This is a genomic window from Bacillus sp. SORGH_AS_0510 (genome assembly GCF_030818775.1).
Classification (GTDB): Bacteria; Bacillota; Bacilli; order Bacillales; family Cytobacillaceae; genus Neobacillus.
The window spans coordinates 1,954,563-1,974,829 of sequence record NZ_JAUTAU010000001.1 but is presented as its reverse complement, the minus strand read 5'-3'; the positions used below and the strand labels follow the sequence as shown (position 1 = coordinate 1,974,829).

The 20,267-nt window shown below is 37.8% G+C and carries 20 protein-coding genes and 1 pseudogene; 2 read left to right on the top strand and 19 right to left on the bottom strand.

What is annotated here, in order from left to right:
• Positions 1-130: 130 nt before the first annotated feature.
• Positions 131-2,203, bottom strand: a complete 2,073-nt coding sequence (locus QE429_RS10040) for a sigma-54 interaction domain-containing protein (RefSeq protein WP_307286866.1) — start codon at positions 2,201-2,203, stop codon at positions 131-133.
• A 182-nt stretch (positions 2,204-2,385) separates the two neighbouring features.
• On the opposite strand from QE429_RS10040, the gene QE429_RS10035 reads away from it, so the two are divergent.
• Positions 2,386-2,619 (top strand): DUF2627 domain-containing protein, encoded by a 234-nt coding sequence (locus QE429_RS10035; protein ID WP_307286865.1) that lies wholly within the window; start codon positions 2,386-2,388, stop codon positions 2,617-2,619.
• 266 nt (positions 2,620-2,885) lie between these two features.
• Here QE429_RS10035 and QE429_RS10030 read toward each other — a convergent pair.
• Positions 2,886-3,615: pseudogene (locus QE429_RS10030) on the bottom strand (glycerophosphodiester phosphodiesterase).
• 42 nt (positions 3,616-3,657) lie between these two features.
• Between QE429_RS10030 and QE429_RS10025 the strand changes: the two are divergent.
• Positions 3,658-3,804 (top strand): YycC family protein, encoded by a 147-nt coding sequence (locus QE429_RS10025; RefSeq protein ID WP_307286864.1) that lies wholly within the window; start codon positions 3,658-3,660, stop codon positions 3,802-3,804.
• Positions 3,805-3,860: 56 nt separating this feature from the next.
• Here QE429_RS10025 and spo0A read toward each other — a convergent pair whose 3' ends face one another.
• From spo0A to spoIIIAF, 17 genes are all read right to left on the bottom strand, one after another.
• Positions 3,861-4,652: a sporulation transcription factor Spo0A gene (gene spo0A, locus QE429_RS10020; RefSeq protein WP_307286863.1), complete on the bottom strand. Its 792-nt coding sequence runs from the start codon at positions 4,650-4,652 to the stop codon at positions 3,861-3,863.
• Positions 4,653-4,937: 285 nt separating this feature from the next.
• On the bottom strand, positions 4,938-6,227 hold the full coding sequence (gene spoIVB / locus QE429_RS10015) for a SpoIVB peptidase (protein ID WP_307286862.1): 1,290 nt from the start codon (positions 6,225-6,227) through the stop codon (positions 4,938-4,940).
• Positions 6,228-6,351: 124 nt separating this feature from the next.
• Positions 6,352-8,040: a DNA repair protein RecN gene (gene recN / locus QE429_RS10010; protein ID WP_307286861.1), complete on the bottom strand. Its 1,689-nt coding sequence runs from the start codon at positions 8,038-8,040 to the stop codon at positions 6,352-6,354.
• Positions 8,041-8,055: 15 nt separating this feature from the next.
• A complete protein-coding gene (gene ahrC, locus QE429_RS10005) occupies positions 8,056-8,505 on the bottom strand; it encodes a transcriptional regulator AhrC/ArgR (RefSeq protein WP_307286860.1) in 450 nt (149 codons plus the stop codon).
• Between the two features lie 144 nt (positions 8,506-8,649).
• Complete coding sequence (locus tag QE429_RS10000) at positions 8,650-9,489, bottom strand: TlyA family RNA methyltransferase (protein ID WP_307286859.1); 840 nt, start codon at positions 9,487-9,489, stop codon at positions 8,650-8,652.
• A 3-nt stretch (positions 9,490-9,492) separates the two neighbouring features.
• Complete coding sequence (gene dxs, locus QE429_RS09995) at positions 9,493-11,388, bottom strand: 1-deoxy-D-xylulose-5-phosphate synthase (protein WP_307286858.1); 1,896 nt, start codon at positions 11,386-11,388, stop codon at positions 9,493-9,495.
• A gap of 182 nt (positions 11,389-11,570) precedes the next feature.
• The gene (locus tag QE429_RS09990; RefSeq protein WP_307286857.1) at positions 11,571-12,464 is read right to left on the bottom strand and encodes a polyprenyl synthetase family protein; all 894 of its coding nucleotides are present in this window, start codon (positions 12,462-12,464) and stop codon (positions 11,571-11,573) included.
• 3 nt (positions 12,465-12,467) lie between these two features.
• A complete protein-coding gene (locus tag QE429_RS09985) occupies positions 12,468-12,701 on the bottom strand; it encodes an exodeoxyribonuclease VII small subunit (RefSeq protein ID WP_307286856.1) in 234 nt (77 codons plus the stop codon).
• Positions 12,691-14,049, bottom strand: coding sequence for an exodeoxyribonuclease VII large subunit (xseA, locus tag QE429_RS09980; protein WP_307286855.1), 1,359 nt, complete (start codon positions 14,047-14,049; stop codon positions 12,691-12,693). Before xseA ends, QE429_RS09985 begins: the two co-directional genes overlap by 11 nt.
• Positions 14,050-14,170: 121 nt before the next feature.
• A complete protein-coding gene (folD, locus tag QE429_RS09975) occupies positions 14,171-15,031 on the bottom strand; it encodes a bifunctional methylenetetrahydrofolate dehydrogenase/methenyltetrahydrofolate cyclohydrolase FolD (RefSeq protein ID WP_307286854.1) in 861 nt (286 codons plus the stop codon).
• Positions 15,032-15,067: 36 nt separating this feature from the next.
• The gene (gene nusB, locus QE429_RS09970; RefSeq protein WP_307286853.1) at positions 15,068-15,466 is read right to left on the bottom strand and encodes a transcription antitermination factor NusB; all 399 of its coding nucleotides are present in this window, start codon (positions 15,464-15,466) and stop codon (positions 15,068-15,070) included.
• Between the two features lie 206 nt (positions 15,467-15,672).
• Positions 15,673-16,080 carry an Asp23/Gls24 family envelope stress response protein gene (locus QE429_RS09965; RefSeq protein WP_307286852.1) on the bottom strand — a complete coding sequence of 136 codons (408 nt, stop codon included), beginning with the start codon at positions 16,078-16,080 and terminating at the stop codon, positions 15,673-15,675.
• Positions 16,081-16,098: 18 nt separating this feature from the next.
• Positions 16,099-17,454, bottom strand: a complete 1,356-nt coding sequence (gene accC / locus QE429_RS09960; RefSeq protein WP_307286851.1) for an acetyl-CoA carboxylase biotin carboxylase subunit — start codon at positions 17,452-17,454, stop codon at positions 16,099-16,101.
• A gap of 14 nt (positions 17,455-17,468) precedes the next feature.
• Positions 17,469-17,972, bottom strand: a complete 504-nt coding sequence (gene accB / locus QE429_RS09955) for an acetyl-CoA carboxylase biotin carboxyl carrier protein (protein WP_307286850.1) — start codon at positions 17,970-17,972, stop codon at positions 17,469-17,471.
• Between the two features lie 446 nt (positions 17,973-18,418).
• On the bottom strand, positions 18,419-18,970 hold the full coding sequence (locus QE429_RS09950; protein ID WP_307286849.1) for a SpoIIIAH-like family protein: 552 nt from the start codon (positions 18,968-18,970) through the stop codon (positions 18,419-18,421).
• A gap of 14 nt (positions 18,971-18,984) precedes the next feature.
• Positions 18,985-19,635: a stage III sporulation protein AG gene (spoIIIAG, locus tag QE429_RS09945; RefSeq protein WP_307286848.1), complete on the bottom strand. Its 651-nt coding sequence runs from the start codon at positions 19,633-19,635 to the stop codon at positions 18,985-18,987.
• Positions 19,628-20,257, bottom strand: a complete 630-nt coding sequence (spoIIIAF, locus tag QE429_RS09940) for a stage III sporulation protein AF (protein ID WP_307286847.1) — start codon at positions 20,255-20,257, stop codon at positions 19,628-19,630. Before spoIIIAF ends, spoIIIAG begins: the two co-directional genes overlap by 8 nt.
• Between the last annotated feature and the right edge of the window lie 10 nt (positions 20,258-20,267).

Below are 20,267 nucleotides of genomic sequence, written 5' to 3'. Positions count from 1 at the left end.
TGTTATCAACCCTTTCTCCTTTTTCCTGCAACTCCATTAAGCTAATATGCAAGTATCGTGCCAACTTTCAAATTTGAAAACGCTTCATTTTAAGTTAAATCCACGTGCAAATTTTTTCATAGTATGAAATTTATTGCATGCTATTTTTTTCAATATTATATTTTTCAAGCTTGTAATATAAATTTCTTACAGACAAACCCAGCGTTTTTGCCGTGAGTGTTTTATTCCCATTCAACCTGTTGAGAGTCTGCCGAATAATTTTTGCTTCGTAATCCTCTAGTATTTCAGATAAACTTTGCCCTAACGTTGTTGAATCATTTGAATTAGAAAAGGAATTTTCGGTATGTTTTTTATTTTGTAATTCCGGTAAATGATGGACGTTAATTATTGTCTCGTTGTAATTCATAAAAATTATAGCTCTACCAAGAATATTTTCTAATTCGCGTACATTGCCCGGCCAATCATAATCCATTAACTTAAACAATGCTTCAGGTGCTACTCCTTCCACATTCCGTCCATAATCACGATTGATCTTTAGAATTAACCTCTCACAAAGAACAGGAATTTCTCCCTTTCGTTTTCTTAACGGTGGAATATGTATAGGCATGCGATTCAAACGATAATATAAGTCTTCCCTAAAGGAACTATTGGCAATACCCTTTTCTAAATTAACGTTCGTGGCTGCAATGACTCTAACATTAATAGATATAGGCTTGGTACCACCTACGCGAGTTATCTCATTTTCCTGAAGCACCCTCAGAAGTTTCGCTTGCGTATTAGCTGAAAGTTCGCCTATTTCATCCAAGAAAATACTTCCATTATTTGCTTCTTCAAAAAAGCCTTTTTTCCCGCCTCTTATTGCTCCAGAAAAAGCGCCTTCTTCATAACCAAATAATTCACTCTCCAATAATGTTTCGGAAATCGCTGCACAGTTCACTCGAATAAACTTGTTGTATTTACGATCACTTGCATTATGTATAGCATGAGCAAATAATTCTTTGCCTGTCCCAGATTCCCCTCTAAGAAGGACGGTTGCAGGGGTCTTCGCACCAAGCTTTGCTTGCTCAATAGCAAGCATCATTTCATCTGATTGCCCAATTATATCTTCGAAGGTATATTTTGCCTCCAATTTACGAATCAGTTGTCTTGCTCGATTTAACTCACGATTAAGAGATTTAATTTCAGACATATCATGGATAACTCCAACACTGCCCTTTAGTTTCCCTTTAACAATGATAGGTGCAACGTTAACAATTACTTCGCGTTTATTTGGTCCAACTCTCATTGCGGTTCCACGAACAGCTCTTCTAGTTTGTAGCACTTTCATGTGCATACTTTCTCCTTCATAGATATCCGCTGTAGCTGGTTTACCAATTACTTCCTCTTGTGTTAATCCAGAAATACGAGTATAAGCCGGATTAATGAGAATCCCCCGTCCATTTTCATCTACAACAGAAATGGCATCATCACTAGAATGAATAATAGCTTGAAGCATCGTTTGTATTTCCTTCAAATCGGTGATTTCTTCTGCTAAGTTTACTACTTCTGTTATATCCTTGAAAATGGCAAAGGCACCAATCAACGTTCCGTTCTCTTCAATAATCGGGATTCGTGTGGTAATGATTTTTCGATCATTACTTAGTACCATTTCTTGGTTTGCCTCTATTCTCCTAGTTTCAAGAATTAAAGGAAGCCGGGTTGTAGGAATAACCTCCACTACCGCTTTACCAATCGCCTGATTTTTCTTCACCCCCATGATCTCTTCTGCACGCTTGTTAAACAAAATGACTTTGCCATGTTTATCAATAACGACCATCCCATCATTCGTAGCATTAAAAATCAATTCCTGTTGATAGGATTCATTTTGATGTTTTTGCAGAAGTTCTTCTTTCTCTTCCATTAGCTGGGATACTAGAAATGCCACACTTCCCGGAATTAATACTGTCTTCTTATTTTTGGTATCACGTAATTCTTGAAAGACAACATCGTCCCCAGTCACTTCGATAATAATGTCAATATTCCCAGCAATAAATGGTTTCCAGCTTGTCCCAGTGGTTATTCCCTCTTTTTTTGCTAATAAAACGCCTGGTGCATCTAGGTTTCGGTCAATTACTACCGCTACTTGAAGCACCTCCGACTCCATCAAAATTTTTAAGATTGCAGTACCGCCCTTTCCTGCGCCAACAATCATTACATTTTGCATTGAATATACCCCTTTGAAAAAAGAAATTTTTTTCATTTCAATCTAACAAAACCATGCAAATTTCTTCATGTTTATTTTATTATCAAATACTTGTCTTGACAAATTTTATCTATATACTAATATTTTGAGGTATAATCAAGTAAAGAACTCATGTTGAAAATAGACTTCGGAAGGATATATGTATGAAACGGATTATCGCTCTTACTATTTTAGTTATCCCTGGGATTTTGGCTGCTTTAGGCATAAAATTAATGCGGGATATGACCTTTGGTATTCTCCAAGCTCCCTTTCCATTTTTATTATTACAATTTATCGTGGGATTACTTTTCTTTATTGGCGGTTTAGGATTTGTTGCCGGCTTTATCTTCCACAGAGACCGTAAAAGAAATAAAGTTCAAACAAGATTTAAAAAATAGGCTTTGTTTAAATAACATTGTTGATTTTTATTCCCTGTTGATTGGAGCGGAAGGCGCGAAGATCCTCGAAAATGCTAACGCATTTCCTTCGTGCGGTGTTAACTCGATGAAGCTTATTCAATGTCCTGTGGGAGTATGGTTCAGGGGAGACCCCGCAGGCGCGTTTCTCCGAGGAGGCTCGCCGAAACACCCACGAACCGCTCGCGTCTGGAGCGGAAATCAACAGGTCAGTTTAACAGAGCAAAAAATAAAAAGAAAAAGAGGCCTTATGGTCTCTTTTCATATTGCTTCCTTATTCTTAATGCCTTGACAGGATCATCTGTAATAATCGCCGTACAATTTATATTAAATAATCGATGCATATCAGCATCCTTATTAACCGTATAAGGTCTTACAGCGATTCCATTATCCATTGTATTCATGATGATATTATCGGACAGTGATGAGTGTTTTGGATGAATCCCCTTCGCTCTAATCGATTGAGAATAAATCCATGGCATGTAAATTCCCTCAATAAAAAGTGGTGCCGTTTCAATCTCTGGAGCAAGCCTATAGCTATAAACAATACTATAGTGATTAAAAGAAGAAATGATAATTCGATCGGATAAACCATAATTTCGAACAAGCTGAATGACTTTCTCTTCCAAACCTTCATATGGAATTAACCCGTTTTTCAGTTCAATGTTACAAAGCAGCTTGTTTGTTTTCATCCACTCTAGTACTTCAATCAAGGACGGTATGGGTTCTTTTTTTACACCCTTATGGTTAGCATTTAGTTTTCTAATTTCTTTATATAAAAAAATCTTTGACGAATCCAGTACCACTAGTGGTTCTATCAACTTTTTCGTCGTGAATAACTACAATTTCGCCATCCTTAGTTAATTGAACATCAAGCTCTAGTCCTTCGGCTCCTGCCTTTTCCGCTTCATAAAAGGCGCCCATTGTATTTTCAGCAAATGAAGCCGAGTAACCACGATGAGCAAAAATCTGTGTCATTTTGTTCACTTCCCAACTTTCAAAAAAATGGAGGTATATACCATGAAACCTTTACAATTGTCACCTGAAACAGCCTTGAAACTATCAAAGCAGCTAAACGTCCCACTAGAACAGCTTATGCACATGCCTCAACATATTCTAATCCAAAAACTTATGGAATTAGAAAAAAATACGGAAAAAGACCAATGAACGATCATTCATTGGTCTTTTTTGTTCATCTATCGGATGAGTTATTCCTCACCCTTTCAAGAAGCCTTATGCTCCAAACGAAGCTTATCAGCTACCATTGCGATGAATTCACTATTGGTCGGCTTAGCCTTTGACATACTAACTGTGTAGCCAAACAATGAAGAAATAGAATCGATATTGCCGCGGCTCCATGCAACTTCGATGGCATGGCGAATAGCACGTTCAACACGGCTTGCAGTTGTGTTGTATTTTTTTGCAATGTCAGGATATAAAACTTTTGTTATTGATCCTAATAACTCGATATCGTTATATACCATGGAAATTGCTTCACGCAAGTATAAATACCCCTTAATATGGGCCGGCACACCAATTTCATGAATAATACTGGTAATACTTGCATCTAAGTTCTTCGGTTTTTGCTCCGAATGAGAACGGTAAGTTGTTGTGGGCATCTTACGGGTAAAGCTGCTTGCATTTCCACTTACCTGACGAATATGGCTTCCTAGGTTTTCCATATCAAATGGTTTTAAGATAAAGTAGGATGCTCCAAGTTCCACTGCTTTTTTCGTTACATCCTCTTGACCAAAAGCTGTCAACATAATTACGTTAGGTAACGCTCCTTTTTTTACCTCACGAAGACGCTCAAGCACAGCTAGTCCATCAAGATGCGGCATAATTATATCCAGAACAAGAACATCAGGATTAGCCGTAGCTAACATATCTAAACATTCTTGCCCATTATGTGCAATACCTTCAACTTCCATATCTTCTTGGGACGAAATGTAGTCTTCTAATAGACCAACTAATTCCCTATTATCATCAACGATACATACTTTTATTTTCTTCAATTCCAGTTCCTCCCTCAATCTGTTCAATTCTCTATTTCATTTTTGTTAATGTCTGTAGTCTCTTAATTCTATTCTAAATTACAAATTCGACAATGCAACAAAAATTCCTCTCATTTTTTTAATATTTCTTAAAATAGTGATAAAATCTTATCTTTTCTCTGTTTTTCTCACCCATTCGACTTTATTCGCATCTTTCCCAATAAATTACAGTTTTTTGTCGAAAAATCTCCTTAAAAAGAAGAAGCAAAATAGGCTTACCCTATTTCGCTTAAAAGGTTTTTCTGATTAACTCGCTTTGTTTTTTGGTGTCTCGTATATATTAATTCCAGCTTCATTAAGCATCCACTCAATATGGACTCCATACCCAGAGGTTGGATCATTAACAAAGACATGTGTGACAGCTCCGACTAATTTTCCATCTTGGATAATCGGACTTCCACTCATTCCTTGCACAATTCCTCCAGTTTTTTCAAGAAGCTTAGGATCAGTTACTTTTATAACCATGCCCTTTGTTGCTGGAAACTTTTGCGGGATTGTACTAACGATCTCTATATTAAATTCTTCTACTCGGTCATCATTTACCACTGTTAGGATCTTTGCAGGTCCTTCTTTTACCTGATGGGATAATGCTATTGGCAGTGGTTTATCCATGATCCCATTTTTTAAATCTTTATTTAACTCACCAAAAATACCAAATGGACTATTTTTTTGGATATTCCCAACAATTTCACGGTCAGATGAAAACCTTGCGAGTTTTTCACCAGGATCACCATTACTACCTTTTTCAATAGAAGTTACAGTAGAACGAACAATTTGCCCATCTTCCACTACAATCGGTTTCTTGGTATCCATGTCTGAAATCACATGACCAAGGGCACCATACTTTTTAGATTGGGGATGCATAAAAGTCATCGTCCCTATACCTGCTGCTGAATCTCTAATATACAAACCAAGCTTATAAGTGTTTTCCCCTTTATCCTTTAGAGGGGTTAGTTTTGTCGTAAATTTTCCGCTTTCCCTGCTTATCACCATATCGAGAGCGTCTCCATCCTGCCCAGCAGATTGAACATATGGTGCAACATCTGTCATTTTTTCGATTTTGTGACCATTTATTTCTGTGATAATGTCTCCAACTTTAATTCCAGCAATTTCACCAGGTGATTTTTTACCATTATCTGTATTAATTAAATGATGTCCGACAACTAGGACACCAACTGTATTTAATTTTACACCAATAGATTGACCACCTGGGATGACACGAAAATCTTTTAAAACATGAACATCGACCTTTTTTATCGGGATACCAGCAAATTCTAGAAGCATTTCATTGTTCCCTTTTTCTGAAGCTTTTACCGAAACTGCATGTTCTTCCTGATCAAGTGTGATATTTGAGTTGTGAGATTGTAAAGCGGCTGATACCGGGGCAGCCTTTTTAAAAGTATAATCTTGTCCTTCAAAAACCGTAATGGTTTTTGGTATTGCAAGGTACTGCTGTATAGGCTGAAAATAAATAAGGCTAATTAATGAAACAAGGAGAATTCCACCAATAATTTTTCTAATTATGTCTAACTTCAAACTTTTCACTCTCCTCGCTTCTTTTCACTACATTAAAGAAATGGCTACATCTTTAATTTTGCCTCCTTGACACGCATTTATAACTTGGTTCAACATAAAAAAGCTACCCTTATTGGATAGCTTTTCAAGTTTTTTTATTTTCACCTGCTAAAAACAGTAATTCTTCCGCATGTTTCTTTGTAAGATCGGTTATTTCCGCTCCTGAAATCATTCTGCCGATTTCCTTAATCTTTTCTCCCCGACTCAGCGGTGTAACAGATGTTTTGGTTCTCCCGCCAGTAATAACCTTTGAAATAAATAAATGGGTATCAGCCATAGCAGCTACTTGTGGTAAATGGGAAATACATAATACTTGAGAGCCTGATGCTACTTTATAAATCTTTTCCGCAATAGATTGAGCTACCCTTCCGCTTACACCAGTATCAACTTCATCGAAGATAATTGAAGTAACTCCTTGGTGTTTGGAAAAAATACTCTTTAGTGCAAGCATGATCCTAGATAATTCTCCTCCTGAAGCAACTTTTGACAAGGGCTTAAGAGGTTCACCTGGATTAGTTGAAATATAAAATTCAACATGATCAACACCAGTTTTTGAAAAGTGCTCTTGTTCTTTTTCGAATCGAATTTCAAAAACAGTCTTAGCCATATACAGTTCTTTTAATTCTTTATGGATAAGGTTGGTTAATTTTTCTGCCCATTTATGACGTATCTCAGATAATTGTTTTGCTTCTAAAATAAGATCCTTTTTGATTGAAGATAATTCTTTTTCTAATTCACTTATATGTGTTTCTTTATTTTGCAATGTTTCAATTTCTTCTTCAATCTTGGCTGCATATTCAACGATTTCATTAATCGTTCTACCATATTTCCGTTTTAATTGGTTTATTTCATTTAGCCGGTCTTCAATTTCATTTAACCTCTGGGGATCATATTCTAAGACATCTAATTCATTTCTTAAGGTTCTGGCGGCATCCTCCAACTGGTAAAAGCAATTCGAAACACCCTCATATGTTTCTTTATATACAGGGTCAAGAGCTGCCGCATCCTCTAAATAGCCCATAACCATACTAATCCAGTCCAGACCTCTTTGTTCTCCGTGCAATGCTGCATAGCTTGATTGTAAGGCTTCAAAGGTTCTTTCAAAATTCCCTAACTTCCTTCTCTCTTCCGAAAGCTCCTCGTCTTCGTGAATCTTTAAATTAGCCTTTTGAATCTCATCCAATTGGAATTGAATTAAATCTAATCGATGGGCCGTCTGTTGATCATTTTCACTTAATGATTTTAGTTTATGGAGAGTTTGCTCATAGCGGCGGTACACTTCCAGGTATTCACTATGAGAAGCCGCAATTTCTTCAGAACCAAATTGATCAAGTAAGGATAAATGTCTTGTTTCGTCCATTAATTCCTGATGTTCATGTTGGCCATGAATATCCACAAGTGTTGAACCAATTTCACGAAGTGTCGAAATAGTAACAAGCTTTCCGTTAATCCGACATACACTTTTTCCTGTTTTGGATATATCACGCCTTAAAACAACCATTCCTTCCTCAATATCGATCCCAAACTCCAATGCTTTCATGATAATTGGATGTTTAGGATCATCGAGTTGAAACAGCCCCTCAATTTCTGCTTTGTCCTCTCCATGGCGCACAAACTCTGAAGACCCTCTGCCACCTACAAGTAAATGTATGGCATCAATAATAATGGATTTTCCTGCGCCTGTTTCTCCCGTTAATACCGTTAATCCCTTTTCAAAAGAAATGGACAGGGATTCGATAATAGCAAAATTTTTTATTGATATCTCTGCTAACAAGGAACTCTCCCCCAATTAAAGCATGTCAAGGAAACGATTTGTGATAACTTCTGTATCTTCCGGTGTTCGGCATATAATTAACATTGTATCATCACCGCAGATCGTTCCTAATATTTCTTCCCAATCTAAATTATCAATAAGCGCACCTATTGCCATTGCATTTCCGGGCAAACACTTCATTACAAGCAAGTGCCCTGCAGAATCAATCCTTACAAAAGCATCAATTAAGGATCTCTTTAACTTTTGCAATGGATTAAAACGCTGGTCAGCAGGCAGGCTGTATTTATATCGGCCATCAATCAATGGCACCTTTACAAGATGAAGTTCTTTTATATCACGTGAAACTGTGGCTTGTGTCACATTATAACCAGCGTTCTTAAGCTCATCAACTAAATCATCCTGCGTCTCAATGTCATTGCTGGCAATAATTTCTCTAATTTTAATATGACGCTGACCTTTATTCATTCTTTCACCCCATAGTCTTTAAAACATCAGAGTATTTTGTACTAAAATGTCGTATATAATCATATGTTAGCCGATTTTTAAAAATATGTACACGAAAATCATTTATAAAAATACGTTCAGATACATAAAAGGATAAGCATTTGCCTATCCTTCTGGAGCTTGTTTCGTTTTAAATTCTTGATGGGATTGTTTTACAATTTCCAACGGGTTTACTTGGAGCCTGTTTTCACCAATTTCCCGCTCCCCTTCCCATCTTAGATGGAGCAAGAACTCAATATTTCCATCTCCGCCAGTGATTGGAGAATAGGATAGATTATTTACAATATATCCTTGTTCAATGGAAAAATGAATAATTTTTTCAATGACTTGTAAATGAACTTTTTCATCCCGTACAATCCCTTTTTTACCGACTTGATCACGACCTGCCTCAAATTGAGGTTTCACAAGTGCAATGATGTTACTCCCTGGGATAATCAGCGTTTTTAGTACTGGCAAGATGAGAGTTAATGAAATAAACGATACATCGATAGAAGCAAAATTTGGCATTTCTCTAACCAAATCAGCAGGTGTAACATAGCGAAAGTTGGTTCGTTCCATCACAACCACCCGCTCATCTTGTCTTAACTTCCAAGCCAACTGATTGTAACCTACATCCAAAGCATAGGACATTTTCGCCCCGTTTTGTAAGGCACAATCAGTAAAACCCCCTGTCGAAGCCCCAATATCCAGCAGAACCTTCCCGTCCACATCTACATCGAATACCTTTAGTGCTTTTTCAAGCTTTAATCCGCCTCTACTTACATACGGCAGCATTTTTCCTTTTATGTTTAACGGGATATCAATTTTCACCTTTTCACCAGGCTTATCCAAACGCTCTTCATTCGTGTAAACAAGCCCAGCCATAATGGCCCTCTTCGCTTTTTCACGCGTCTCAATTAAGCCACGTTCGACAAGCAATACATCTAATCGTTCTTTATTTTTCATTATTTAAGCCCTTTGCTGTTTTTTCCTAGCCATTGCGGATACTCTCCTGACTACTTCTTCGGTAGTTAGACCAATTTCTTCTAAAAGGGAACCAACATCTCCGTGTTCAATGAATTGGTCCGGGATTCCTACCCGGTCAATCTGTGCCTGACCATAACCATGGTCATGGGCAAATTCAAGAACGGCACTTCCAAACCCACCCTGTAATACAGCTTCTTCCACAGTAAGTACAGGAATATTTTTTTCTAATAAATCTGTGAGCATTTTTTCATCTAATGGTTTAATAAATCTGGCATTGATAACCCTAACTGAGATCCCTCGTTTTTCAAGCTGTACAGCCGCTTCAAAAGCCATAGGTATGGTCGTTCCGAAGGTTAGGATAGCAGCATCATCGCCTTCTTTCAGGACTTCCCAAGTGCCTATAGGGATCTTTTTAAACTCTTCATCCATCGGTACTCCAACACCATTTCCACGTGGGAATCTCATTGCAATTGGACCATCATCATAGTTTAAGGCAGTATATACCATATGCTGTCCTTCATTTTCGTCCTTAGGCATCATTAAGACAATATTAGGAACATGTCTGAGGAAAGCAATGTCAAATACACCTTGGTGTGTTTCTCCATCAGCTCCAACTAAGCCTGCACGGTCAATACCTATAAAAACATTAAGATTTTGACGACAGATATCATGTACCACCTGATCATAAGCCCGTTGTAAGAATGTTGAATAGATCGCTAGGAATGGTTTCATATTCTGCGTTGCCAAACCAGCAGCAACTGTGGCAGCATGCTGTTCTGCAATTCCTACATCAAACATTCTATCAGGAAACTCACTCGCAAATCCCTCGAGCTTAGAACCTACCGGCATTGCTGGCGTAATGGCCACAATTCGTTCATCTGTTCGAGCCAGTTTTCTAACCGTCTCACTTACCAAGCTGCTCCAAGCAGGCGGTTGTGCTTTAGAGGGCTTAACAAAATCACCAGTATCCATTTTATATGGACCTGTTCCATGCCATGTACCCGTTTTATCACTTTCAGCCGGCTTATACCCTTTCCCCTTCTTTGTAATGACATGAAGAAGTACGGGACCTTCTGTTTTTTTCGCATAAGCTAAGTTTTCAAACAAATCTTCAAAATTATGTCCGTCAATTGGACCCAAGTAGGTAAAACCTAATTCTTCAAAGAACATTCCAGAAACCAAAAGGTATTTTAAACTATCCTTTACCCGTTCAGCAGTAGCTGCAAGGACACCGCCGACAGCAGGAACCTTCTTCAATAACAATTCTAATTCGTCTTTTACCCATTGATATTTACCAGCAGTTCGTAACTGTCCAAGAATATTATGTAATGCGCCAACATTTGGTGCGATTGACATTTCATTATCATTCAAGATGACAATCATGTCCTTTTTCTCATGACCAATATGGTTTAGTGCTTCCAATGCCATACCGCCCGTTAATGCACCATCTCCAATTACTGGGACAACAAAAGATTTTTCCTTTTTTAAATCCCTAGCAATTGCCATTCCCATTGCTGCAGATAGAGAAGTTGAGCTATGCCCCGTCTCCCAAACATCATGTTCGCTTTCGATTCGTTTCGGGAATCCGCATAGACCTTTAAATTGGCGTAATGTATCAAATTCACATGCTCTGCCAGTTAATATTTTATGAACATAGGACTGATGTCCTACATCCCAAATAATTTTATCTTTAGGACTTTCAAAACATTTATGTAAAGCAATTGTTAGTTCTACTACACCTAAATTCGGTCCAATATGGCCTCCAGTAACAGACAGCTTTTCGACCAAGAATTGACGAATATCCTGACTTAAAGCCTCCAGCTCTTTATTTGTCAATCCTTTTAAAAAGGATGGGTCTTTTATTGATAACAGATCCATTTTTGGACCACTCACTTTCATTCTTTTTCTATCTACTCATCTTGTTAGTATATTATTACTTAATATCATAACACTTTTCCTGAAAAAATAGCCGCTAACACTTAGTGATAACGGCATTGTCAACGTTTTCTACATTGAAAATTATTATAACACACTTACTTGAATGCCTCAAATACCCTTTATTAATGATCTCTTGATGCAATTAAATCAGTGATTTCGGTTAGCAAGTGGGTATTTAAGCCCGTTTTTTCAAGATATTCCTTTGAAAGGGCTATTTGATCTTTCAATGCTTTTCGTGCACCTTCCAAGGTTAACAATTGAGGGTATGTACTTTTTAGATTTGTCGTATCACTGCCAACTGGTTTGCCAATTATCTCTTGATTCCCAACTAGATCGAGAATATCGTCTTGAATTTGAAAAGCAAGTCCAAGATGATGGGCAAAGGTTGATAAACTATGTAGTTGGTCATTATTGGCCCCTGCTAGAATTCCTCCAGCTATGACACTAAAGCCTAACAACTTACCAGTTTTATGAATATGAATATACTCCAGGTCTTCAAGGGTAAGCGATTTCCCCTCTCCCTCCATGTCAGCTACTTGGCCACCCACCATTCCTTCTGTACCAGCTGCTTTTGCTAATTCAATAACTAATTTAAGCTTGATTTCGCTTGAAAAATAGTCACTCGGGAGCTGACCCATTACCTCAAAGCTATAAGTTAATAATGCATCACCCGCTAAAATGGCGATCGCATCACCAAAAACTTTATGATTGGTTGGTTTACCTCTTCTTAGGTCATCATTATCCATACTCGGCAAATCATCATGAATTAAGGAATAGGTATGAATCATTTCAATTGCAGCAGCGGCAAGCAAGCCTTTTTTAGGGTCCATTCCAAAAGAATCTAAAGTTGCAAACAATAATAATGGACGTATTCGTTTACCACCCGCTTCAAGAGAATAAATCATTGACTCTTTAATAATAGGAGGAGCTTGAAGCTTTTCAACCAGCCTGCGGAGCTCATCTTCAAGCAAGTGCTTATATTCTTGTGCAAATGTTTCCAAAGACTTAGTATCCAAGTCTTATTCCTCCTCTTCAATAGAAAAACTCTCTTTGCGCCCGTCCTCCGTAATGATTTGGGTAAGCTGTTCTTCCACATTTTTCAATTTATCATGACAAAGCTTGGATAATTCCATTCCCTCTTTATAAAAAAGAATAGCTTCCTCCAAAGGTACATCTCCTTCTTCGAGCTTATCCACTATTTGTTCTAGCTTTGTCATCGCCTCTTCAAAGGATAACTTTTTTTCATTCGCCACTTTTTTCGCTCTCCTTTATATTCTCCACTTTGCAGTAAAGACTGCCATCAGTCAATTGAATTTGAACCTTTTCATTCACTGTTACCTGCTTCACACTTTTCACCAGTCGGTTTTCTTCCGAATAAGCCAGGCTGTACCCGCGCTCCATTATTTTCAAGGGACTTAGCGCTTGTAGCGTCGCAAGTATTCGTTCAAAATCGTTTTGTTTTTTCGTCAATACTTGTACCATAGATCGGTTAATATCTTTGTAGGACCGGTCAAGACGAGCTGTTGCTTCAAAAATTTTTTCACTTGGATGATTACGTTGTAACCTTTTGTGAAGAACATCATACTCACTCTTTTTTAGTAAAGATAATCTTGAAGTTCCCCGTACAAGCATTTCTGTTAATTTGTCAACCTGTTCCAATTTTTGTTCATATAATCGATGTGGATAACGAAAAGCATAAGATTTAGTTGCCCTGTTTAATCGTTCACTTCCAAATTGAAACTTTCCTTTCATTGCACGGAGCAAACGGGTTTGCCGCTGAAGGATTCTATCCATTAATTCTTCAATATGAGGTACCGCAAGTTCAGCAGCTCCCGTTGGCGTCGGAGCGCGTAGATCCGCAACAAAATCAGCAATGGTAAAATCTGTTTCATGACCAACTGCTGAGATAATAGGTATTTTAGATGAAAAAATCGCACGAGCTGTTAACTCTTCATTAAATGCCCATAACTCCTCTATAGAACCTCCGCCACGTCCTACAATTAACACATCAATACAGTCCATATTATTAGCCTTCTCGATCGCTTTAACAATAGAAGGCGCTGCATTCTCCCCTTGAACTAGGGCTGGGAATACGAGAATATTTGCAATAGGATATCGTCTTTTTATCGTGGTTATGACATCTCTAATCGCTGCCCCAGTAGGAGAAGTAATGACGCCCACTGTTCTTGGATATAAAGGAATAGCCTTTTTCGATTCAATGGCAAATAATCCTTCTGACTCGAGCCGCTTTTTTAACTGCTCATATGCTAAGAATAATTCCCCAATCCCTTCTGGACGCATTTCTTTAATATAGATTTGGTATTGACCACTTGGTTCGTAAACCGAGATATCACCCTTAACGATTACCTTCATCCCATTTTCAGGTGAGAATTTCATAAGACGGGACTGACTAGAAAACATTACCGCTAGGATCCGAGCTTTCTCGTCCTTTAAAGTAAAATACATATGTCCGCTCGAATGTTCCTTAAAATTTGAAATCTCCCCACGTACATGAAGATCACGCAAATGGGGGTCCGCGTCAAACTTTCTTTTTATGTATTTAGTTAAAGCATTCACAGTTAAATATCTTTGTTCCTGCATATCTTTTCCTCTTTTCGGCTGATTAGCTGAAATAGTCCTTATCCATTATACATTTTGCGCATTTTTTTGTCAGAAAGATTGACTTAAAATGGACAAAAGCATATCAGATAAGGACAAACACCTACATATTTCGGTTTAGACTTTCAGCCGCTGACTTTAAGGTATTGTACATAAGCATAGTGATTGTCATAGGGCCTACACCTTTTGGAACTGGAGTAATATATCCTGCTTTTCTACTTACTTCATCAAAAGCTACATCACCACAGAGTTTCCCTGCCTCGTTTCGGTTAATTCCTACATCAATGACTACGGCACCTTCTTTGACATGTTCAGCCCTAATAAAATTAGGAATGCCAACTGCAGCCACAAGGATATCTGCTTGATTTGTATGTACCTTTAAATCCAGGGTTTTAGAATGACAGTAGGTTACAGTAGCATGTTGATTAAGAAATAGCTGTCCAGACGGCTTTCCTACAATATTACTACGTCCTACCACCACTACATGCTTTCCTGGAATGGATATGCCTGATTCTTCTAATAACACCATAATCCCATAGGGTGTGCATGGAAGAAATGCATTTTGTCCCGTCATCATCCGACCAATATTTATGGGATGAAATCCATCAACATCTTTTGAAGGTGAAATGGATTCAATTACTTTCTTTTCATCAATATGTTTAGGAAGAGGTAGTTGGATCAAAATGCCATGAAATGTAGGATCATCGTTTAGTTCATTGATTTTGATTAGAAGTTCCTCTTCCGAAACCTCCTCGTTCATCTCAATTAATAACGATTTTATCCCCAGCTCTTTACAAGCTTTTTCTTTATTTGTGACATACGTTCGGGAAGCATGGTTATTGCCTACAAGGACCACTGCAAGACCAGGTGTTACCCGTTGAGCTTTTAATTTTCTAACCTCTTCGGCAATTTCAGATCTTTTCTTCTCGGCGATTTCTTTTCCATTAATAAGTTTTGCGGTCATTTTCAACTCTCCCTATGATAGAGTAGACCTAATCAATTAATTGGCAAGAAGCGTTTGTTTCACCTTAGAAAGTACTCCATTTATAAACTTGCTTGATTGGTCATCCCCGTAGATTTTAGCGATTTCAATGGCTTCATCTAAAATAACATTTTCAGGAATTTCATTTCGATTAAACTTCAATTCAAATGTAGCAATTCTTAATAAGTTTCGATCCACTGTTGCTAAACGATCCATAGACCACTTTTCAAGGTTTTCAATTATTAGCTTGTCAACTTCATCTTTGTGTTCTACTACTCCTAAAACTAGGTTTGATAGATACTCGTCACCAACTTCCCCCTCTAATACGTGTTCAATAGCTAATGCTGGCTCAGTGTTGCTAACATCGATTTGAAACAGTGCCTGTAGCGCTTTTTCCCTTGCTGTTCTTCTTTTCATTATACCGTTAACTCCTTTTATATATATTAAATAATTTTGTCTATTTTTCGTACATACTACATCAAGATAGTTTACACATAAAAAGATAATAGCATAACTAAAATGGATTCGCACTGTAAGGATGATATTTTTCTCATTCTGTAACTTTGTTGGAAAAGTTAGATAAATACAAAAACCAAAGGATTCAATCCTTTGGTTTTTATCAACTATATTTCTTGATCTATTTCTGGTTCATTCTTTTGGTTTTCAAATTGAATACCAACTACATGAATGTTTACTTCTTCAGCGTCTAAAGCCGTCATATTAAGCAATGCTTGACGAATATTATCTTGAATTTTCCCTGCAACAGAAGGAATAGATACACCGAACTTCATCATGCAGTATACATCCACTTTTATTCCAGTTTCAGTAAGTTCTACTTTAACGCCTTTACCGTGATTTTTTTTGCCTAATCGTTCTACAACACCTGTTGCAAAATTGCCTCTCATTCCGGCAACGCCTTCTACCTCTGAGGCAGCAATTCCAGCAATAACTTCAATCACTTCAGGGGCAATCTCAATTTTCCCATGACCGTTATTTCCTTGGTCCATTTCTAAAACACTAAATTCGCTCATTGTAACACCTCCAGATATTTAGATAGTTTTCATCACATCATGCAATTCTAGGAATTTTGTATTAAAATGTCCCTCAACGAATGTTTCATGATCAAGTAGTTTTAAGTGGAAAGGAATCGTTGTATGGATACCTTCTACAACAAACTCACTCAACGCGCGTTTCATTCTAGAAATTGCTTCTTCCCTAGTGCTGCCATATGTGATAACTTTCGCAATCATGGAATCATAATAAGGCGGAATAGTATATCCTGGGTATGCTGCTGAATCAATCCGTACTCCTAATCCGCCTGGCGGTAGGTACATATTGATTTTACCAGCAGAAGGCATAAAGTTCTTTTCAGGATTTTCTGCATTAATCCGACACTCAATTGCCCAGCCGGTAAAAGTAACATCCTTTTGATTTACTGTAAGTTTTTCGCCTCGTGCCACACGAATTTGTTCCTTAATGAGGTCTATTCCAGTGACCAGTTCTGTTACGGGATGCTCAACCTGTATCCTCGTGTTCATTTCCATAAAATAAAACTTACGATTGCGGTAGTCATATATAAATTCTACCGTGCCTGCACCTGAATAATCAACTGCTTTCGCAGCTTTTACTGCCGCATTTCCCATTTCTTCACGAATTTCACCATCAAGTGCTGGGGAAGGTGTTTCTTCGAGAAGTTTTTGTAGTCTGCGTTGAATGGAGCAGTCTCTTTCTCCTAAATGAATGGTGTTTCCATAGGAGTCAGCTAGGATCTGAATCTCAACATGACGGAAGTCCTCAATATATTTTTCAATATACACTCCAGGATTTCCGAAAGCTGTCATTGCTTCCTGTTGAGTAATTGAGATGCCTTTAATTAACTCTTGTTCATTTTTTGCAACGCGGATTCCTTTACCACCGCCACCTGCTGTTGCCTTAATAATTACTGGATATTGGATCTTCTTAACAAGTTCAAGTGCCTCGTCAATATCATTAATAATTCCAGTTGACCCTGGAACAATAGGAACTCCTGCTTCGCGCATGGTCTCCCTTGCAATATCCTTTGTTCCCATTTTTGTGATTGCCTCTGGGCTTGGACCGACAAAAATTATATTACATTCACGGCAAAGCTCAGCAAAATCGGCATTTTCCGCTAAAAATCCATAACCAGGATGGATTGCATCACATCCCGTAAGTTTTGCAACACTAATAATATTAGTTACATTTAAGTAACTATCTTTTGATGAAGTAGGTCCAATACAATAGGCTTCGTCTGCCAATTGAACATGTAATGCTTCTCGGTCTGCTTCTGAGTAAACAGCAACTGATTCAATTCCCATTTCTCGGCAGGCCCGAATGATTCTAACTGCAATTTCTCCTCTGTTTGCAATTAACAGTTTTTTTATCATCCTGTTATCGCTCCTTATTCAGGCTTTACTAAAAATAAAGGCTGTCCGTATTCTACTAATTGACCATTTTTCACTAGCACTTCGACAATTTCGCCATTTACTTCAGCTTCAATTTCATTAAATAATTTCATTGCTTCGACGATACATACGATTGAATCCTTTGAAACCTTGTCTCCTGCCTTTACATAAACATCTGCATCAGGAGTTGGTGAAGCATAGAATGTGCCTACCATTGGTGATGTGATTTTATGTAGGTTAGATGTGTCTGCTTGACTTGCAGCTTCTACTTTAGGTGCTTCTTGTTTCGTTTCAGTAACTGCTGCAGGAGTAACTACAGGAGCAGGTGCTGCTTGAACTGGGGCAGGCACTGCCTGTGCAACTGGTTGAACTGAAGTCACAACCGTTGCAGCATTTTTCTTCATTTGAATTTTAGAACCTTCATTTTCATATACGAATTCATCAATACTCGACTGGTCTACCAATTTAATTAATTCACGAATTTCTTGTACTTTTAACATTTGAGTAACACCCCTTGTACCACATTAATTAGGACTAGCTACTAATACTATACGATAATAGTTAGTAAAAGTTCAATAATCTAAATTATTTCCTTTTAAGAAATCACTAATCCCTTTCCTCTTTATCTTAATATTTTTATATAAAAAAGGGAATTTTAACATTTTGATTATCCTCAAATGAGTATTTTTCCCTAAAAATTATTATTTATACAATAGGCTCTGTTAAACTTGCCTGTTGATTTCCGCTCCAGGCACGAGCGGTTCGTGGGTGTTTCGGCGAGCCTCCTCGGAGAAACGCGCCTGCGGGGTCTCCCCAGAACCATACTCCCACAGGAGTCTTCGTGCCCTCCGCTCCAATCAACAGGGTGTAAAAATCAACACTGTTCTTTAACACAGCCAAACAATAAAAAAGGAAAGTCATTGACCTTCCTTTTAATTTCAACTTACTATTTTGTTGGCTGGAATTCTACCGCTACGTAATTAGTTTCACCGATTTCTTTCTTTACTTGTTGAATAATTTTATTTGCTTCTGATGCAGATGGTTTCTTCTTGGACTTAACAGTTACTCTTACTTGCTCTCCATCCGCTCTTACAAGGGCATCTTCATAACCCATCGTTTTAATTAATGTTTCTAGAATCTCTTCCTTTTGAGCTGTTTGATTTAAACGATCCATTTGATCTTTTACCTTACTGCGCTGATCTGCTGGTAGATCAGTGGAAGCTAATTGAGTAGTTAGTTCTTCTTGCATTTGGCTTCTCAAATCATCCAGCTTCATGCGAAGTTCTTCAAATGCATCATCCCCTGCAACAGTTGACACAATTGTTTTTCCATCTTTCGCTTCAGTTTTTGTTTTATCCTGTTTTTGTTCTTTGACATTTTGCTGCACAGCGGCAAGGTCGTTGGACTTTTGCTCTGGAGAAGTAATGTAATACACCGAAAGAACAACCACTAAACTTAACATTGTTAATAACCACACTGTTTGTTTTTTTAATAACATATAAAATCCCCCTCTTATTTTTTAGGCATAACGGCGACACGGTGGCTTGGTACTCCCAGCGCCCTTGTGACTGCTTCTACAATCCACTTTTTCACCTGAATATTGTCAGCTCCTTTTGCAACTACCAGTACACCTCGAATTTCAGGTTTTTTTGTTTCCACAACAATTGGACCCTCATTTTCTCCGTCTCGAACAATTACTAGTTGTTCATCTGTCGAAGATTCCTGCACTTTTCGTTGTCCACCATCACGATCGGTTTCATCCGTTGTTTGCGATTTTGTCACTCTGTTTTTTTCTAAAACCTTTTTATCGGTTGAATCAATATTCACCACAACAGTAACATCATTGACACCTAACATATCCTGCAGTGCTTTTTTAAGTTGATCCTCATATTTTTCTTCATATGCAGCAATTGCCTTATTCCCTGAACCTTTTTTCAAACCAAATGCAGGCACATCCTCAGCTGCCACCTTGGTATTGCTTGACGCCGGAACCTCAGCTGGGGTTGTATTGGGTTTCAGAACAATATTCCCTACAAGCATTAGCGCAGCGCCAACACATAAGACCAGAATCATATATTGGTATTTATTTGGTTTTTTCTCTGACTTTTCATCTAATTTAAGAATTTTTTTGAGCCATGAAAATGGTCCTTGATTGTTATCCATTCTTCTTTTTAATCCCCCCTTCAATCGAAACTTCTACTGTTTTTTCAGTTACATTCCATTTCTGCGATAGAAATGTGGCAATTTTTTCAGTTTCTTCTGTTGATCCTTTGGATGGAAGAGGTTTTTCTGTGTTTATTTCTATTGGTTTAATCGCTTCGACTGTCTTTACGCCATTTTCAGGTTGTCTCAGAAGAACCATAACCTTTTGGAGGTTTTCAGGGAATGCTTGGTCACTTTCTTCATTTATTGCTATATCAACTTTTGCTATCTCCAATCCGTATTGTTCCATCAACTCCTCCTTAACGTCCTTTTTTAGCTGGACAGCCATTTCTTCTAAAATATATGCATGTTGGGAAGCTTGTATTTCTTTTTTCTTTAAATCTATCGAATTTTTCATATTTTTTTCACCAGGCGCCTGGTACGAAGGGATAGATGCAAGTGTTGTTTCAAAATCTTTGGATATTAATTTAAAGACCGGGGTTAGAATAATAGCTATTAAGAGTAGGCCCGTAACCATCTTCGTATACTTTTGCAAAGCTGAATTAGGTAAGAGCATATCAATAACTGTAGCTAACAAAATAAAAAGTATGATATTCGTTACCCACTCTGTTAAGAATCCCACTATCGATCCC

What these genes read in the sequence shown, in the direction of transcription:
- folD (WP_307286854.1), bottom strand. Translation starts at nt 15,031, where the DNA reads ATGACCGCAAAACTTATTAATGGAAAAGAAATCGCCGAGAAGAAAAGA.
- spoIIIAG (WP_307286848.1), bottom strand. Translation starts at nt 19,635, where the DNA reads ATGGATAACAATCAAGGACCATTTTCATGGCTCAAAAAAATTCTTAAA.
- QE429_RS09950 (WP_307286849.1), bottom strand. Translation starts at nt 18,970, where the DNA reads ATGTTATTAAAAAAACAAACAGTGTGGTTATTAACAATGTTAAGTTTA.
- dxs (WP_307286858.1), bottom strand. Translation starts at nt 11,388, where the DNA reads ATGGATCTGTTATCAATAAAAGACCCATCCTTTTTAAAAGGATTGACA.
- QE429_RS09965 (WP_307286852.1), bottom strand. Translation starts at nt 16,080, where the DNA reads ATGAGCGAATTTAGTGTTTTAGAAATGGACCAAGGAAATAACGGTCAT.
- nusB (WP_307286853.1), bottom strand. Translation starts at nt 15,466, where the DNA reads ATGAAAAGAAGAACAGCAAGGGAAAAAGCGCTACAGGCACTGTTTCAA.
- ahrC (WP_307286860.1), bottom strand. Translation starts at nt 8,505, where the DNA reads ATGAATAAAGGTCAGCGTCATATTAAAATTAGAGAAATTATTGCCAGC.
- accC (WP_307286851.1), bottom strand. Translation starts at nt 17,454, where the DNA reads ATGATAAAAAAACTGTTAATTGCAAACAGAGGAGAAATTGCAGTTAGA.
- xseA (WP_307286855.1), bottom strand. Translation starts at nt 14,049, where the DNA reads ATGCAGGAACAAAGATATTTAACTGTGAATGCTTTAACTAAATACATA.
- QE429_RS10035 (WP_307286865.1), top strand. Translation starts at nt 2,386, where the DNA reads ATGAAACGGATTATCGCTCTTACTATTTTAGTTATCCCTGGGATTTTG.
- QE429_RS10000 (WP_307286859.1), bottom strand. Translation starts at nt 9,489, where the DNA reads ATGAAAAATAAAGAACGATTAGATGTATTGCTTGTCGAACGTGGCTTA.
- QE429_RS10025 (WP_307286864.1), top strand. Translation starts at nt 3,658, where the DNA reads ATGAAACCTTTACAATTGTCACCTGAAACAGCCTTGAAACTATCAAAG.
- accB (WP_307286850.1), bottom strand. Translation starts at nt 17,972, where the DNA reads ATGTTAAAAGTACAAGAAATTCGTGAATTAATTAAATTGGTAGACCAG.
- QE429_RS10040 (WP_307286866.1), bottom strand. Translation starts at nt 2,203, where the DNA reads ATGCAAAATGTAATGATTGTTGGCGCAGGAAAGGGCGGTACTGCAATC.